At 37.6% G+C, this 18,225-nt stretch carries 14 protein-coding genes and 1 riboswitch; of the genes, 5 read left to right on the plus strand and 9 right to left on the minus strand.

Features of this window, described 5'->3' with window-relative positions:
* Positions 1–2,295 (plus strand): RNA degradosome polyphosphate kinase, encoded by a 2,295-nt coding sequence (locus G7057_RS01590; RefSeq protein WP_166160768.1) that lies wholly within the window; start codon positions 1–3, stop codon positions 2,293–2,295.
* Positions 2,296–2,317: 22 nt separating this feature from the next.
* Here the strand turns inward: G7057_RS01590 and brnQ are convergent, their stop codons facing one another.
* The gene (gene brnQ / locus G7057_RS01595; protein ID WP_166160770.1) at positions 2,318–3,658 is read right to left on the minus strand and encodes a branched-chain amino acid transport system II carrier protein; all 1,341 of its coding nucleotides are present in this window, start codon (positions 3,656–3,658) and stop codon (positions 2,318–2,320) included.
* Between the two features lie 129 nt (positions 3,659–3,787).
* Here brnQ and G7057_RS01600 point away from each other — a divergent pair, with 129 nt between their 5' ends.
* A complete protein-coding gene (locus G7057_RS01600; protein ID WP_076765268.1) occupies positions 3,788–4,762 on the plus strand; it encodes a hypothetical protein in 975 nt (324 codons plus the stop codon).
* An 80-nt stretch (positions 4,763–4,842) separates the two neighbouring features.
* Positions 4,843–6,468 (plus strand): ABC-F family ATP-binding cassette domain-containing protein, encoded by a 1,626-nt coding sequence (locus tag G7057_RS01605; RefSeq protein ID WP_166160772.1) that lies wholly within the window; start codon positions 4,843–4,845, stop codon positions 6,466–6,468.
* A 250-nt stretch (positions 6,469–6,718) separates the two neighbouring features.
* Here the strand turns inward: G7057_RS01605 and G7057_RS01610 are convergent, their stop codons facing one another.
* Positions 6,719–7,894: a cation:proton antiporter gene (locus G7057_RS01610; protein ID WP_166160774.1), complete on the minus strand. Its 1,176-nt coding sequence runs from the start codon at positions 7,892–7,894 to the stop codon at positions 6,719–6,721.
* A 55-nt stretch (positions 7,895–7,949) separates the two neighbouring features.
* Positions 7,950–8,025, minus strand: a riboswitch (Fluoride riboswitch).
* 68 nt (positions 8,026–8,093) lie between these two features.
* Positions 8,094–8,885 carry an SDR family oxidoreductase gene (locus tag G7057_RS01615; RefSeq protein WP_166160776.1) on the minus strand — a complete coding sequence of 264 codons (792 nt, stop codon included), beginning with the start codon at positions 8,883–8,885 and terminating at the stop codon, positions 8,094–8,096.
* Positions 8,886–8,966: 81 nt separating this feature from the next.
* On the opposite strand from G7057_RS01615, the gene G7057_RS01620 reads away from it, so the two are divergent.
* Positions 8,967–10,100: an exonuclease SbcCD subunit D gene (locus tag G7057_RS01620; protein WP_166160777.1), complete on the plus strand. Its 1,134-nt coding sequence runs from the start codon at positions 8,967–8,969 to the stop codon at positions 10,098–10,100.
* Positions 10,097–13,156, plus strand: coding sequence for an AAA family ATPase (locus G7057_RS01625; protein ID WP_166160779.1), 3,060 nt, complete (start codon positions 10,097–10,099; stop codon positions 13,154–13,156). The genes G7057_RS01620 and G7057_RS01625 overlap by 4 nt, the downstream gene beginning before the upstream one ends.
* A 73-nt stretch (positions 13,157–13,229) precedes the next feature.
* Here G7057_RS01625 and G7057_RS01630 read toward each other — a convergent pair whose 3' ends face one another.
* The 6 genes from G7057_RS01630 to G7057_RS01655 form a co-directional block, all read right to left on the minus strand.
* Entirely contained in the window at positions 13,230–13,640 is a 411-nt protein-coding gene (locus G7057_RS01630; RefSeq protein ID WP_166160781.1) for a universal stress protein, read from the minus strand.
* A 107-nt stretch (positions 13,641–13,747) separates the two neighbouring features.
* Entirely contained in the window at positions 13,748–14,872 is a 1,125-nt protein-coding gene (locus tag G7057_RS01635; RefSeq protein ID WP_166160783.1) for a PfkB family carbohydrate kinase, read from the minus strand.
* Between the two features lie 103 nt (positions 14,873–14,975).
* The gene (locus G7057_RS01640; protein WP_166160785.1) at positions 14,976–15,623 is read right to left on the minus strand and encodes a tetratricopeptide repeat protein; all 648 of its coding nucleotides are present in this window, start codon (positions 15,621–15,623) and stop codon (positions 14,976–14,978) included.
* Positions 15,624–15,732: 109 nt separating this feature from the next.
* Positions 15,733–15,996 (minus strand): hypothetical protein, encoded by a 264-nt coding sequence (locus G7057_RS01645; protein WP_166160787.1) that lies wholly within the window; start codon positions 15,994–15,996, stop codon positions 15,733–15,735.
* A gap of 229 nt (positions 15,997–16,225) precedes the next feature.
* Entirely contained in the window at positions 16,226–17,401 is a 1,176-nt protein-coding gene (locus tag G7057_RS01650) for a CapA family protein (protein WP_166160789.1), read from the minus strand.
* Positions 17,402–17,471: 70 nt separating this feature from the next.
* Complete coding sequence (locus G7057_RS01655) at positions 17,472–18,179, minus strand: hypothetical protein (protein ID WP_166160791.1); 708 nt, start codon at positions 18,177–18,179, stop codon at positions 17,472–17,474.
* Positions 18,180–18,225: the final 46 nt, after the last annotated feature.

Here is an 18,225-nt window from a genome sequence, read left to right on the forward strand (position 1 = left end):
ATGACTCAAGAAACTCTCATTAATCTTGCTTCACCAGATTTTTACTTTAATCGAGAATTGAGCTGGCTCGATTTTAATCGCCGGGTGATTTTAGAAGCGCGTGATTCGCATAATCCCCTCCTAGAACGGATGAATTTCCTAGCCATTGGCAGTTCAAACCTCGACGAATTTTTCATGGTACGTGTTGCTGGTCTCCAAGATCAATTGAAATTTGGCTTTGATCAGCCAGACTCTAAAACATTGATGACATCAGACCAACAACTCAATGCCATCTCAGAAAAGAACCGAAAAAATGTCGCCCTTCAATACGACAGCTACGAATCATTGCGAGAAGAAGCCTGTCAGTATCAGCTTCAATTTGTTTCCATTGAGGACTTAACTGAAGATGAGTACACGGAAGTGAATCACTACTACTATGAGTCGCTCTTGCCTATTTTAACACCACTAAGAATTGATGCTTACCACCCCTTCCCGCATTTAAATAATAAGATGCTGCATCTCTTTGTACGGTTGAAGCAAGGTAAGAACGGGCAAAATGCCGTTATTCCTATACCGACACTGACTAGCCGTTACTACGTGATTCAAAACGGTGACCAACGAAAGTTTGTTTTTCTCGAAGATATTATCGCTAACTATTTGTATACGCTCTTTCCCGGTATCGAAATCGTTGATTATTTTGTTTTTCGTATCACTCGAAATGCAGATTTAGATATTAATGAAGATGGCGCCGAAGATTTATTATTAGTCATTGAAGATTTTTTAAAGCAACGTAAAAATGGATCAGCTGTCCGACTAGAAGTTGATCACCGTCATTCTAAAACAGATGTTTCTGAGAGTATTCAGTTTCTAATGGACGAACTAGAATTAAAAGAACGTGACTATTATTCAATCAATGGTCCACTCGACTTAACCTTTATTTTCCAAATCAGTAGCATGTTGAAGGCAGATTTCCCCGAGCTAGCTTATCAGCCCTTCCAACCGACTATACCTACTGAATTAAAGGATAACGATTTATTCGAGGTCATTGAGAAACAAGATGTCTTCCTACACCACCCCTATGATTCCTTTGACCCAGTCATTGCCTTTATTAATGAGGCAGCCGACGACAAGGATACTTGGGCGATTAAACAAACACTCTATCGCGTCTCCAAAGATTCACCTATTGTCGGTGCGCTTAAGCGAGCTGCTGAAAACGGTATTCAAGTGACTGTTCTCGTTGAATTGAAGGCTCGTTTTGACGAAGAAAATAACCTCCACTGGGCTAAAGAATTAGAAGAATCTGGCGCCAACGTTCTTTATGGTATGTCTGATTTAAAAACGCATAGTAAAATCGCTCTTGTCGTTAAAAAGAAAAATGGGAAAATGATTCGTTATGTTCATCTTGGAACTGGAAACTATAATGACCAAACCGCTAAACTTTATGAGGATATGGGTATTATGACAACTAACCAAGAAATTGGTGAAGATGCCACACTCTTTTTTAATTACTTAAGTGGCTATTCAGAAACACCTGTTTACAAGCATCTCTATGTTTCGCCTGACCGGATTCGCTTATCCTTTTTCAATTACATTGAAAAAGAAATTGCCCTTCATAAAAAATATCAAAGCGGTCGTATTATTGCCAAAATGAATTCATTGACTGATAAAAAGATTATTATGAAACTTTATGAAGCTAGCCAAGCTGGTGTTCAAATTGATCTAATTATTCGAGGTATTTGTTGCTTAAGAGCCGGCATTCCAGGGGTAAGTGAGAATATTCGGGTGAGAAGTATTGTTGGTCGCTTTTTAGAACACAGTCGCATTTACTATTTCCATCAAAATGGCAAACGGCATCTCTTTTTGTCATCCGCTGATATGATGACGCGTAATATGGTTGACCGTGTTGAAATTGAATTTCCTGTTTTAGATGAAGCAATCAAGGATGAAATTTTGTCGATTATTGATTATTATTTGGCAGATAATGTCAAAGCGAGAGAACTACTAGCAGATGGCAAATATGACTATATTAGAAATGACCAGGAACAAATAGTCGCTCAAGATTACTTTATGCTCCTATCCCAACCAAAAGAGGCTATTATCGAGCCATTAGAAAAACCATTGGATACGCTAGTGGAAACAGCAGCTGACTCTTCTATTCCGGTTCAAACATTTCTACCATTACTAATATTAGCAAGCTTTCTACTGGGTGTTATTTTAGCCCAAGTGATTGATTTAATCCCACTCATTATCGCAACCTTTCTTGCTGTTTTAGTTACCATTCTTGTTATAAGCTTAAAAAAACGCCCATTCAGTTAAATCTGAACGGGCGTTTCGTTTATTATTTTTTTACTTTAGCAAGAACTAAACCAATGACAAAGCCGATGGTAGCTGGGATGAGCCAACCCATGCCATAATTAAATAAAGGAATGTAGGCCTGTGCCCACTCAGAAAGAAAACCAATTCTAAAAAAAGTTTTAGCTTCAACTGGCAAGGCATGACTAAAATCAACAATCGCAAACGGCATAGTAAAAACGGTCGTTACCTGATAAACAATCGCATGATCTTTAAACAGCGGACTGACTAATGCCACTAAAATCAAAGTAATCGCTAATGGGTAAAGGAACATCAAAACTGGAACTGAATAGGCAATTATTTGTGATAAACCTAGATTGGCAACTCCAAATGAAATAGCTGTAAACAGAAACACAAATTGATTGTAACTTAGTTTGTTTGGAAATAACGTAACGAACATTTCGCTAATGGCTGTAATTAGCCCCACTGCAGTTTTAAAACAAGCTACAGTAATAATGATAGCTAGGAAAATTGCTCCGAAACTTCCAAAGTAATGATGAGAAATTTCAGCTAATGCTATCCCACCATTTTCACTAACATTGAAAATACCTTGACTAGAAGCTCCGATATAAACAAGGCTGGTATAAATGACAATCATTAATAGCATACTAAATACACCTGCAATAACGGTATCACGTGCAATGCGTGATGGTTTAGTAACGCCTAAACTTTGAATGGTACGAACCACAATAATCCCAAATGCCAGTGATGCTAAAGCATCCATCGTGTTATAACCTTCTAAAAAACCAGTGAAGAATGCACCGCTTTGATAGGCTTCTGCTACAGCTACTGTGCTAACGTCTCCCATTGGTTTCAATAAAGAAAAGATAATCATTAATGCCAATGACCCTAAGAAGATTGGATTAAGGATTTTCCCAACCCATGTTAAAATACCAGATGGTCGTAAAGAGAACCACAAGGACGCTCCAAAAAATAAGAAAGAAAAGATAAATAAAAATAAGGCTAGTTGATTGGCATCTAAATATGGCGCTAGTGCCACTTCAAACGATACTGTAGCAGTACGAGGTGTCGAAAAGAAAGGCCCAATTGTTAAGTACAAGGCGATTGTAAAAAACAAACCATACTTATGACTGATTTTGCTCGCTAGGACATACAGACTGTCTTTTCGAGAAAGACCCATTGCCACAATTCCTAAAAAGGGTAACCCAACTGCTGTAATAATAAAGCCCAGTGTTGCTTGTATCATCTGAGAACCAGACATTTGTCCCATTTGAATAGGAAAAATTAAATTTCCAGCCCCAAAAAACAAACCAAAGAGCATTGATCCAATAAATAAATATTCTTTTAGTGTTAATTTTTTATCCATAATAACTCCTCTATCACAATGAAAATCACACGCCGATTAATTGTAACATCTTTTTTAGCCTTCTACCACCTGCCCTAAAAAATGTTATAATGTTGGTATTGAAGACTTTTTTATGAAAGGAGTATTTCCTTGGAAAAAGATAACTTACTGATGACCGAGGTGACCATTCAAGGGCGTTTTTATGATATGGCTCTTTATAGCGGCAAGCTTTATTTATGGGGAAATGATCAGACATTACACATTTATCGTTGGAATAAGTGGATGGAGTCAGTTGTTTTTTCAGACTTACCCATTTATCAATATGCACTTTCAACACAATTTCTATCTTTAAACATATCAAATCTAGCTCCCTTCTTAGTAAAAGAAGTGGTTATTTCACCACATATGCGCGATTTTGTCATTTTCAATCATACGCTCTATCTGATAACAGATGATGGCTTCTACAGTTTAGATACGGATCAGGCAGAGCCTCACTTAAATAAAATCCAATCAGGTAGTTTCCACCTTCTATCCTTAAGTGAAAAGAACCGTATGATTTTAGTTTCTAATGAGACGGGTGTTTATGAATATCGATCTGAACAACAAAAAATGATTCATTGGGACGATACACCGACCGCTTCAATTGTTTGGGATAATCATCATATTTTACAACTTGATGACGCTAAGCAGCCCTTACAGCTTTTGCGTTTCCATGTCAGTAAAAAGGAACCCATTCTTTTAAGCAAGGTGTCAAAAGACCAACTCTATACCCAGCAGCTCTATAGCAATACATCATTGCTGCAATCACATAGAAAAGAAGAAACGAGCAACTTATTTGGATATTTATCATCAGAAGAAACTGCTAGTTTAGATAGCCTGCTTGAAATTGTTGTTGTTCAGAACGTACCCCACCCTTATTTGTCAACACCAACCCTTGACGAAAATAGTTTATATATTGAAGAATCAGATGGCCTGTATCTCCTACTCGATGATAAGCCCTATCTTATTGCTCAGCAGGATTACCAAAAATACCGAACCTTTTATAAATCACGTAACTATAAGCACTATCTTCATTATCTAACTCGAGACACATTAACCATACTGATTTTCCATAAACGGACTTAATTCTGGGAAGTGGCTTACTTTTATGACAGAATGTGTTAGAATGTGAAAGGAAAATAACAAAGAATTGAGGAATGCCAAAAATGATTACTGTATCAAACGTCAGTCTATTGTTTTCTGACCGTAAACTTTTTGACAATGTAAACATAAAATTCACACCGGGTAACTGTTATGGTGTTATCGGAGCAAACGGTGCAGGGAAATCTACATTCTTGAAGATCCTTTCTGGAGACGTTCAACCGACAACAGGTGATGTGATCATGGATCCAAACGAACGTTTATCTGTTTTAAACCAGGACCACTATGGTTTTGAGGACCATCAAGTTTTAGACACTGTTGTAATGGGTAACAAACGCCTATACGAAGTTCGCCAAGAAAAAGACGCTATTTATATGAAGGAAGAATTTACTGATGCTGACGGTATTCGTGCCGGCGAGCTTGAGGGTGAATTTGCTGAATTAAATGGTTGGGAAGCTGAAGCTGATGCAGCTAGCTTGCTACAAGGTTTAGGAATTACAGAAGACCTTCACGACAAAAAAATGAGCGAATTAATTGAGCCACAAAAAGTAAAAGTACTTTTAGCACAAGCTTTGTTTGGTCAACCAGACGTTCTACTATTGGACGAGCCGACAAACGGTTTGGACAAACAATCGATTGAATGGTTGTCAGAATTCTTAATTAACTTCCCAAATACTGTTATCGTTGTATCCCATGACCGTCACTTCTTAAACACAGTGTGTACGCACATGGCTGACGTTGACTTTGGTAAGATTCAACTTTACGTTGGTAACTACGATTTCTGGTTACAATCAAGCCAATTGGCAGCTAAATTAGCAGCTGACCAAAACTCTAAAAAAGAAGAAAAAATCAAAGAATTACAAGACTTTATTGCGCGCTTTAGTGCGAATGCTTCTAAATCTAAACAAGCAACTTCTCGTAAGAAAATGCTTGATAAGATTACATTAGATGACATTCAACCTTCTTCACGTAAATACCCATTCGTTGGTTTCTCACCAGAACGTGAAATCGGAAATGACCTTTTAATCGTTGATGGTATTTCAAAAACTATCGATGGCGAAAAAGTTTTGGATAACGTTAGCTTTACATTAAGCCGTACAGATAAAGTTGCCTTCACAAGTCGTCGTGACATTGCGATTTCAACGCTATTCCAAATTTTAATGGGTGAAATGGAAGCTGACTCTGGTACATTCAAATGGGGTGTCACAACGTCACGTAGCTACTTGCCAAAAGACCATTCATCAGAATTCCCTAATCCTGAGATGAACATCTTAGATTGGTTACGTCAATTCGCTGGTAAAGAAGAAGATGACAATACTTTCCTACGTAGTTTCTTAGGCCGTATGTTATTCTCAGGCGATGAAGTAATGAAGAAATTGTCTGTTCTTTCTGGGGGAGAAAAAGTACGTGTTATCTTATCTAAGATGATGTTATCAAAATCAAACGTACTCATTCTTGATGATCCAACAAACCACTTGGACTTGGAATCAATCACAGCATTGAACGACGGATTAATTGCCTTCAAGGGCGCTATGCTATTCTCTTCTCATGACTACGAGTTTGTTAATACAACAGCTAATCGTATCATTGAAGTAAGTGCAAATGGTGTTGTTGACCGCTTGAATACAACTTATGAAGAATTCTTAAATGACAAAGATGTTCAAAAACGCGTTGACGCATTATACGAATAGTTAAACTGAAAAACTTGTAGGAAGAATTTATCTCCCTACAAGTTTTTTTGTTATAGACTAGGGGATTATAAGTTCAGCCATCAATGTCTAGCTCCCAAGTCCTGACCTAGTGAAAAAAAGATAAATTTGCCCCATTGCGCGCTTCGCTGCTCATTCAGGGTCAAATTTCCTATTTTTTCATAGGCCAAGGCGGACTTGTCCGCTTTTCTTACTAATGGTCGATACAGCTCCTGAATTTGGGCTGTATCGACTATTTTGTTAGCAATCGCTGATACGTATGGTCAATTAACCATGCGCCAAGTGGTGCCGTTAGTAAAATCGCCAAAATAGAAACTGCTAAAATAACTTCGCCATAAGGTAACCCCATCGCCAGTGGTATTCCTCCAATAGCTGCTTGCACAGTTGCTTTAGGAGTATAAGCAAGCATAGTAAAATATTTTTCTTTTGCTTTAAATGTCGTTGGCAAAATAGAAACATACACGCCCAGCATTCGAACAACTAGCGCTAGTCCGATTAATAAAACAGCTGAGATTCCTAAGCTAAAGACATAAGTAAGGTTCAAGCTAGCACCAACTAATACAAATAAAAAGACTTCCGAAACCACCCACAACTGATCATATTTCACAGATAGGCGTTTTGATAAACGGGGATAGCTAGCATAAATCGCCGCTCCCATTGCCATAATCGCTAACAAAGCTGAGAATGGTAGCCATTGACTAATTTGTGCTTCAACTTCTAATAATAAAAAAGAAATAGCTAGCATAATGGCTAGTTTCACTGAATCTCTCATCCGATAATATCTAAATAACCAGCTGACACCTTTTCCAACCACATAACCGACTGCAACTCCAGCTATAATCGATAATGGAATCGATAACAGTGTCTTTAGTTGCAAATCCTGACTTAACGATAAGGAACTAAAAGCAGTAAATAGAACAATGACAAAGACATCATCTAAAGAGGCTCCTGAAATAATTAATTGCGGAACCGCAGCCTCCTTACCATATCCTTCGTCTATCAATTTCAACATGCGCGGCACAACTACCGCTGGTGAAACTGCTGCTAATACCGCACCTAAAACAAGCGCACTCACTAAATTCATTCCTAATAATAATGGTGCTAACACAGCAATGCTAACTATTTCAAAAGTCGCCGGCAGAAAACTCATCAATAAGGCAGAAGTCCCGACTTTTTTTAATTGCTTTAAATCGAGTGATAGGCCAGCTCTGGTTAAAATAACAATTAGGGCGACTTGGCGTAGCTCTGCTGATAAGTCTAGTAAGCTGGTGCTAAAGGTATTGAGGCCAAATGGACCTAATAGGACACCTGCCACCATCATCCCAATTAAAGCCGGTAATCCTATGCGTTTACAGATACGGCCAAAAAATAAGCCGACTACTAATAATAATCCGATACTCGTTAACATTTTTCTATCCCCTTTATCACATTAAAAAACAAAAAAAGCCGACACTCCTCCTGTTAAACAGGTAGAAGTCATCAGCTTTAAGCGGTTCAAGTTTATTTCAACTTCGGGAGACGATCATTCCCTCTTTTATTTGCTTTTCAATGTGTTCGTGATTACTCAAAAAATTATAGCACAGTTTCTAATGGCTGACTAGCCGTTTTTAAGAGGCAATGACCTTAGCTGCGCCACCATCAATCAATAAGGTTGTTCCAGTAATATACGAATTTGCATCTGATAAAATAAAGGCCACTGCCTTAGCAAATTCTTCCGGTTCGCCCAAACGACCAAGTGGAATGTCTTTCATTGTTGCAGCTTTAACATCTTCAACGCTTGTTCCCGCTTTATCAGCGCGGTCTTGGTTCAATTGCTGAATCCGGCCCGTTTCGATTGTACCTGGTGCAACTACATTAATTAAGATATTATCCGGTCCCAATTCTTCTGCTAGTGATTTCGTCAAGCCAACAATGGCATTGCGGAAGGTATTGGATAAAATGAGATTTGGAATCGGTCGTTTAACAGAACTTGATGCCACATTGGCAATGCGACCGCCACTTTCTTTTAAGTCAGGCAAGACTTCACGTATCATACGCACATAACTTAATAAGTTCAATTCAAAGGCTGCTTCCCAGTCTTGGTCTTCAAAATCATCAAAGACGCCGCTCGGAGGTCCACCAGCATTATTTAGCAAAATATCAATTTTACCTAGACGCTTTCTTGTTTCAGCTACTAGTGCTTTAATATCATCAACTTTCGTAATATCGCATGCATAATAAGCAACTGTTCCACTGGCAACTTGCTCGATTTCGCTCTTAGCTTCCTGTAATGACGCTTCGTTCCGACTTGTCAGCATCACATTAGCCCCTTCTTTCGCTAATTCCATTGCGACAGCCTTCCCCAATCCTTGACTTGACGCCACAACGAGGGCATTCTTTCCTCTTAATCCCAAATCCATTAAAATTCCTCCTTCTTTCCGAATATACGTTTGCTATAATAGTCATAACTAATTAAATGATACCACAAAGGAGATGCCCGCTTGAAACTATTACATACCGCCGACTGGCACTTAGGGAAAATCGTCAACGAATTTTCTATGCTCGACGACCAGCGTTATTTTTTAGAAACACTTATTGAAAAAATAAAACCACTTGAGCTCGACCTCATTATTATTGCCGGAGACCTTTACGACCGGTCTTTACCTTCCAAAGAAGCCGTCGCTCTGGCAGATGATATTCTAACGCGCCTTATTAAAGAAGTTAAGGTACCCGTTTTGGTTATTGCTGGCAACCATGACAGTAATGAACGCATTGAATATGGGTCACAGCTATTTACTCAAAATGGTCTCTACATGGAGGGAACTGTAAAACCAATTACCAACAAAGTCACTATCAATGGGGTAAATTTTTATTTAGTTCCCTTTGCTGACCCTGCCCAAGTTCGCGAAATTGTCGGTAATCCTGATATTCGAACGATGGAAGATATTAGCCACCATCAAATAAACGCCATTAAAGAAACACTTAATCCAGATGAGCTAAATGTGTATATCGGCCATGGTTATGTCATTAATGGCCAGCCCCAATCCATAGAAGCTTCTGATTCAGAACGCCCATTAACGATTGGAACTGCTGAATATGTGCCTGTTGAATTATTTGAATGCTTTGATTATGTCGCTCTTGGTCATATTCATAAACCACAAAAAATTAAATATGAGCATATTCGTTACAGCGGATCGATTTTGAAATATTCTAAATCAGAAGTCTTCCATAAAAAACAAATATCTATTGTAGATTTAGAGAAAGGACGGGTGTCTGTCAGCCCTCTTTATATCGAAGCTAAGCGTGATATGCGTGTGATACGTGGTTATTTCGATGACATTATCTCTGGTCAATCCGATGATTATATCTTTTTTGAATTAGAAGATAATCAGCTTATTTCAGATACCATGAACCGACTGCGCCAACGCTATCCTTATGCTATGGGGCTGGAATACCTTCATCAGCGAGATAACAACCATTCTAAACTAAGTCATACCCAAGATGATTTGAAACAGCTTGCTTATCCAGAGTTATTTGAAGCCTTCTATGAAGAACACACTGAAACAAATTTAACTGAGCATGAGAAAAAAATCATTAAACAAGCCTTTCATGCGGCAGAAAGGAGCCTGTCATGAAACCAATACAACTAGAAATGACTGCTTTTGGTCCCTATAAAGAAAAAACAACGATTGATTTTGCTAGTTTCAGCCATCAAAATCTCTTCTTAATTAGTGGCGCGACTGGTGCAGGCAAAACAACGATTTTCGATGCTATTGCCTATGCCCTTTACGATGATGCCAGCGGGAATAGTCGAAGTAAAGACAACTTTAAATCAGATTTTGCAACGGACCAAGAGCTTTGCCAAGTTAGCTTCATTTTTGAAATCAATGGAAAAGAATACAAAGTTGAGCGTTCACCGAGACAAATGGGGCCCGGCAAGCGAAGCGCTAGTAAACAATACGAGTCGACCGTTGCCTTCTACCATGACACTGGTGTTACAACAAAAATTAAAGATGCTAATCAAGAAATTGAAGCCTTGTTAGCAATGTCCTATGATCAATTCAAACAAATTGTCATGCTCCCACAAGGTGAATTTAAAAAATTACTTGAATCGGATAGTAAAGATAAAGAACAGATTTTTAGAAATATTTTCCAAACTGACGTCATTCTTGCCTTTCAAGATCATCTCAAAAAACAAGTTGCTGACTTGAAAAAAGACGCTGATGAAGCGTCCGTATCGTTAAAAACATCTTTACGTTATTTAACTGATATTGAAGATGCGCCTTTACAGGATGCGATTGCAATTGAAGATATTGATACGATTCTTGATCGCTTATCATACCTTAACCACCTATTTTCGGAGCAACTTACTGAACAAGAGGCTTTACACCAACACAAACAAGAAAAAGTAAAACAGCTTGATCAACAAATGGCTGATCTTAGCCATTACGAAAGTCTAAAAAAAGAGCAAATTGCTTTACTGCAACAAAAAGAAGCATTTGCCCAAATAAAGCAAAACTTAGTTCATTTTGAAAAAGCCCAACAGTGTTTAGAAGCCAAGCAACTCATCGAAGGTGAGCAAGCAAAAATCAGCTCACTAAAAGGCCAGCTTTCAACAACTGTTGAAAATCTTGAGGACTTAAAAAAAGAAGCCAACTTAAAACAAGTAGCTTTTGAAAAACTAAATGAACAATACAAACAACTACCAGATTGGCGAAAACAAGAAAAAGAATACGAGAAGCAATTAGAAGCCTTTGAGCAAGTCGAAAACAAGCAAGCTGAAAAAGAAAATCTAGAAAAGCTTATTCGGACAAATCAAGATGAATTGAAACAAACCAACCAATTACTTGAACAGTTACAAAAAGAGAAACAAACAAGCCAAGAAGCTATTCAGACTGTTAATGACGCAAAAAAAGCAAAAGAAAGTTTAGAAAAAGATAAGCAAGAGACAGAAAAGCAACGTGATAATAGCCTGCTGAGATTGAAGAACTTAGAAGAATTCATAAAGCTCACTAATCAATGGCAATCAGAATCAGATCAACTCATTCAACTCAGAAAAGATGCGACATATTCTCATAAGCAACTACAAGAGATGCGACAACTTTACTATGATAATTTAGCAGGTCTTTTAGCGTCAGATCTGAAAGTAGACCTTGCTTGTCCAGTTTGTGGCTCGTTTGATCACCCTCATTTGGCTGAAACAAACCCACAAGCACCGACTAAAGAAGATTTGGACCGTTACCACGCGGAAAATGAACAGATACAAGCCGAATACGCCCGCTTGGCAAGCCGTGTAGGAAGTTTATTGGAGCAGATAAAGGAAAAAGAAGACCAGCTAGACATTATTCAAGCCGATTGTGAAAATGAAAAAACAGTGACGCAACTCGCTTACAATCAAGATTTAGAAAAGCTAAATGAATTAAACCAAAAAGAAACAAGCTTGTTACAACAAATAGAAAAACTTGATCACTTAAATAGTCTTTTTGATAAGCTCCTCGAAGATGAGCGTCAATGTGAATTGAAGCTAACGCGATTAACAACCTTGCTTAGCAATCAAGAAACACAAATAAAAGATGTCAGTGAGCAAATAAACCAACTAATTGTGTCATTACCATCAACAGATAAGCAGGCAACGACTAATTTATTACGTGAGCTTACTCAACAAATCCATAGAATCGAATCCAACTATCCCCTTCTTCAAAATGAATTAAATCGGATTGAAAAGGAAACTGCGATTTGTTCGACAGAGCAAACCAGCTACAACAACCAGCTGGAAACAGCCATTCAGTCGCTTAACGCTGCAGAATTAGCTTTCAAAGAAAAATTAAAGTCTGCCAATATGGCTGAAGACTTTGAGGAGCATTTACTGAGTGAGGCAGACTATCAACGTCTTTATAAAGAGCATGAAACTTACGATCAGCGACTTAAAACGAATCAAAGTAATTTAATCAAACAAGAGCAGCGACTCGCTGAATTTGATTCAACCGATATTGAACAACTAGAGATAACACAAGGTCTGCTAGCGGAAGAAATTAATCAAATTAATGCCTTACTGCAAAAACTATTTATGCAGAAACAAAATGGCGAGAAAAGTCACGCTGCAATTATGGAAACCTATGAAAGCTTAAAGGATTTTAGAAATAAATATAGCCAAATCAAACGCTTAGCCGACGTGGCAAATGGTAGTTCAAAAGAGACAGGTCGTCTTTCTTTCGAACGTTATGTTCTAGCTATTTACTACGAAGAAATCGTCAAGGCTGCTAACTTACGATTAAAAGACATGACAGGTGGGCGCTATTTACTGCGTCGCTCTGAAGAGATGGGTAAAGGAGTCGGGGCTAAAGGACTCGAGCTTGATGTCTTTGACCATTTTACTAGTCAAACGAGAAGTGTTAAAACGTTATCTGGTGGGGAAAGCTTTAAAGCTTCCCTTGCACTTGCATTAGGATTAAGTGATGTTATGCAGCAACAAAGTGGTGGCGTTCATATTGATACTCTCTTTATTGATGAAGGATTTGGATCACTGGACTCTGAATCACTCGATCATGCCATACAAACCTTAATGGACTTAAACGCCTTAGGAAGAATGGTCGGAGTTATTTCCCACGTTGACGAGCTTAAAAATCGGATTTCAACCCATATTGAGGTAAGTCATTCCGCGAAAGGTAGTTCATTAACCATTAAGTATTAAATAGGAATAAGGCTTGGACAATTGTCCAAGCCTTATTTAACGTTTACTATGTGTAATGGAAACTGATAACCGATTATTTAACAATTAGAACGTCGCATCTAGCATGACGCGTCACATGATTAGTGATGGAGCCCACAACGAGTTTGGCTATTCTACCTTTTCCCGTTGCTCCCATGATAATCAAATCAATCGACCAGTCTTTTACTAAATCTTCTGCTATTAATTTCTTAGCATTTCCAAACTTGATATCTTTTTCAATGGTCAAGTTTTCTTTGCTAGCATGGGCTTCTAAAGATTTGAATAGACTTTCTTTATCACGCTCAATGCTGGCAGCTTCTTCAGGATCATTCCTTTTGTCGACAACTGTTACAAGGTGCAAAATGGCGTCATTGCGTTTGGCAATTTGAACTGCTTTTTTAAACGCATTGATCGATTGTTGCGAACCGTCTACAGGAATTAAAATATGTTTGTAATCATGACTCATATGATCCAACTCCTCTCAACTCACACAGAAAACGCTTCCTTCATCTTTATTTTACACCAAAATAAGATAAAGGCAAAACAGTTTTTGCTTTTTTGAGATACAGATTCTTATATTTTTTCAAATTCTAATTCGCCAAATTCCTTAATATCTTTTTCAAGTTGTGCCTGCGATAAGTCGTGACGTACTTTATAGAAGGATTTTGTCGTTTTAGCCGCATTGACAATCCCTGTCATCACCACATCAATCAAGTTCTTGGTATGCATATAACGATAGAGCATACCTGATATCAGTGCCTCATTCGTTCCCCACACATAAGATTCTGAATCTGTATTTCGTAAATCGAAACGAATCATACCTTGTTTAGAACTCGCATACTGCACCCGTTTACTTTTATCCATAATAATAACATGCTCGCAACCACGATCCAAAAAGTGATTCATTGCTCTTTTTAAGGATTCATCATCCGAAATCGTCATATTCAAGATGAGCTCTGCTTCCTTCTGAGTGGTAATAAATATTTTGACACCCTTCAAATTTTCTGGAATATTATGAGCTTTAAGGGCGGAAACAGTCATCATAGCGAGTGGAATTTTATTTTTTGAAGCAATATCAATCAATAATTCACATGTTTCCTTTGGTAAATTAGTATCCACGCATATTCCTTTAGCTTGTTTTAATAACGATGCCCGCTTCATCAACCAGTTAGGATCCATCTGATCATAAATATCCATTTCAGAAAGCCCAACGACCATCTCACCCTGCTTATTTAAAACTTCCATATATGTCCCTGTTGATTGACCTGGAAGTTCTTCCACCTCATTCATCTTCATAAAGGGTAGCATATTTTTCTTAATTGATTTCGCTTCTTGATCATCACCTAAAAGTGATAAGAGAACAACATCTTCTTGAAGTCTACCTAAATTTTCAGCGACACTGAGGGCGGCTCCTCCAAATGTCACTTGAGAGGTAACTTTGTTTGATTCTCCTGTAATCAACTCATCTTCAATAAAATATCTTCGATCAATTGCTGCCGCACCGATACAGATAATCGGTCTTGTTTCATTTACTACATAGGCTTTTCCTAATAAATAGCCTCTTTTTACTAACCCAGAAATAATATTTGCCACTGCTGGCCGAGATAAACCAATCTTATCAGCCAAGTCTTGTTGGGAAATAAAAGGATCTTCCTTTATATAAGTAAAAACTCTGGATTCTTTCTCATTCAGAATCATATGGCATTCCCCTTTTTGTATTCAATCATACCGTCTATCATATCAATTCCGTTTTGCCTTCGCAATTAGTAAAAAGAAATCGTTAGGAGATTGTAACAATCCATCAACCACCAAGGATTGATTCAATCACAGCTATTTCCAGTCTTTTATCTAACTGTTTAAATTTTTGTAGACTTTCTTCATAATATTGTATTGCTTGTTCTGATTGCTTATTTTTCTGATAAAAATCACCCATCGTCATTAATAAATAGGCTAGCCCCTCTTCATCGTCTGCCTGTTTTGCATAGGCCAATGCCTGTATTAGTGCTTCTTCACTTTTTTTAGGGTGATTTTCCTCCATATAGATTATTGCTTTCTCAAACCAAGTCGCAGAAAGAGAACTCCTATCATTTGGAGCATATTGTTCTCGATACAGAATTTCTTCCTCTAATAATAGTTTTGCTGAATCGTAGTCTTTTGTGGTTCTGGAAGTTTTGACTAATTCGCGAAGCATATCCATCTCAAAGTCAACATTATTGGCTTTGCGAGCATTTACACGCCCTTCTTCAAAGCAACTCCTAGCACCATCATAGTTTCCTTGCAAACTGTAGTTTACTCCTAATCCATAAACAAGTAATTGATAGAGCTGGCTATCTTTATCATCAATCAAATAAAGCGCCTCCAAAAACAACCGTTCCGCTTCTGCATAGTCCTCCTTTTCATGTAATGTCATTGCCTTATCGGCCAACTCTTTAATTTGATTCATTGTCATACCGTTTCACCCCTTCATTATTTAATGAGGATGTTCTCTTCTTCATCGTACATGAGAGAAATGGCCTTGTAAAATACATTGTGTGTTTCCTTAGTCTTTCAAGCTATATTTACACTGATAAGGATACAGCCGCACCCCTTATTACTAGCAAACTGAGTAGAGTCATCAGTCTGTTTACAAAAATTTGTTTTCTCACCGATTCGTCTAGCTCGGTATCTAAAAACTTTAAAATAATTTTCATAACATCCTCACTCTTAAAATCAGCTGTATAACTAATTGTTGCGATTTCACTATCATCAGCGCCACTAACATTTGTTAGAAACGCTACTGCAGCTGGAAAGCGGCTTAAGAATGATTGATCCATTGCTGTCAATGACCGACGCTTCGCATAAACTAATATCCGTCGGTTGTTAACCCGATAAGGATGGCAAGATAGTAATGTTAATAAATCTTCTCCTCGATTGTCATTTTATTAAATTGATTTTAAATAAAGAGTTCAGAAATTGAGCATATTACTCAACTTCTGAATAAGAAAACGTTTTTTAACATTACTATCAACCTTATCGATTCTTCTTCACAAATAAATTTGTGAAAACATTTGTTTACTTAAGGAACTCTTTTGGAATAATTGAATCGACCATATCTTGATAATGTTCTTGAGAAATAACGATGCCATTGTAACCATTTAAACCGTGTTCTCCTGCAATTTCATCTGTGTAATCTTTTAATTTATAGATTTTAAACCCTCTTCTTGTTTGCTCAATATTCTGATGATCAGCCGTATAATGACTGACAGTTGGTTCGAAAAAGACGTTGTCAATTCCAATTTGCTCATCTTCCACTACAAAATCAAAATGTATCATCCCACCTAATGTATTAAAGTCTTCTAGCGAATGGGCAACCAGATTTCCTAGAGAATAAATAACCAATGTTTGATTACCACCCTCCCCTTCAAGCCATTCTATCGGTTGTAAAATATGCGGATGGGTTCCAACAACGACATCAACTTCTAAATCGGCGAATAATTGGGCATAATAACGTTGAAAGTCATTAATCTCAGACGTATTTTCGTCTCCCCAGTGGGCAGAAACAATGACAACATCACTCACTTCTTTTGCTCGTTTTACATCATCACGAATAAGTTTCTCATCAAAGTAGGATACACGCCAATCCGTATCTGGTTCAATGCCATTCGTTCCATAAGTATAGGACAAAAATGAAAAGGTAACCCCTTTTCGCTCAATAGTCGGAATTCTTAACCGATCAGCTTCGCTTAAATAAGTTCCTGTATAGATAAGATCAGGATAGTTACTCCAAACTTCAATAGCGTGAATAGCACCAGGATAATCGTAATCAAGCGTATGATTCGTTGCACCATTAACTAAATCAAAGCCTAAATCAGCCATATTTCCAGCCATTTCATTAGGCGTATTAAAAGCAGGATAGCCCGTATATGGATAATCTGTCCCAGCCAAAATGGTTTCCTGATTTAAAAAGGCTAAATCTGCATCTTGAATGTCGGTCGCAATATGCTCGTAGATTGGCGTGAAATCATAACTGCCATCCTCTTGATACACATCGGCGATAATTGAATCGTGTATTAGATTATCTCCCACTCCAACAAATGAAATGATGACTGCTTCTTCGCTTTCTTCTTCTGAACTAGCCTCCACATTATTTGTAACCTCAATATCTGATGATGTTTGTTCATCAATCTGTTCATTGGATTGGCAAGATGCTAGAAAGATTGCTAATATCACCATCGCTATTTTTTTCATTTTATCACCTCAACGGAAATGCTATAAAAAATCTCCTTTAAAAACAAGCTCGTTTCTAAAGGAAATCTGTTTATAGCGGTAATGTTTTTGTTGTTACAAATCTTCTCCATGCTAGAATAACTCCCACACTACCTATTAAAAGAACTTGCCATAAAGGTAAATGATAAAGAGTTAGCCGCAATCGTAATAATCCATAGGCTGCTAAGAAAGACACAACGATTAGGGAATAGCTGATATAGTCTCTGTATGTAGTAAACTGTTTGCTAGTTCGATACAACAATTTTGCTTTTTGACGTTGGTAAAACAAATAGACATAGGCAAAAACTAAAACAAAAAAGTTCAGTAAAACACCTAGTAGACTAAAAGGAATCGGTATAACCATCGTCTCACTAAAGCTATAGCCGTACCAAGCTCCTAACAAGAAAGCAAAAAACGCATAGGCGACTAAATAAAGAGAGAACGCATACAACGGAAACTGAAAACGATCCTTAATAATGTTAATAGGATGTAGCTTATTTCTCTTGTAGATGACTTTCTCAACAAACAATCTGTGGTCAACACCGAATTCTTCATCTGCTCGCTTGCCATCTAATTGTGCCTCTTTAATTTTTAATAACACAAGTTGGCAAATTTCTAATTTAAAGGCTTGTGGTTTTGATTCTGATAATGAATCTAATTCTAATAAACATTTTTTATAGTAGGCTTCATTGTAAGGTAATAACTCTTCTGGATTAAGCTTTTGATTGTAATTTGTAGGAATAACGTCTCTAATAAACATGACAAACGCCCCTCTCTCAAATCATCATTCAATCTATATAAGTATA

This window comes from Jeotgalibaca arthritidis (genome assembly GCF_011100465.1).
Taxonomy (GTDB): domain Bacteria; phylum Bacillota; class Bacilli; order Lactobacillales; family Aerococcaceae; genus Jeotgalibaca; species Jeotgalibaca arthritidis.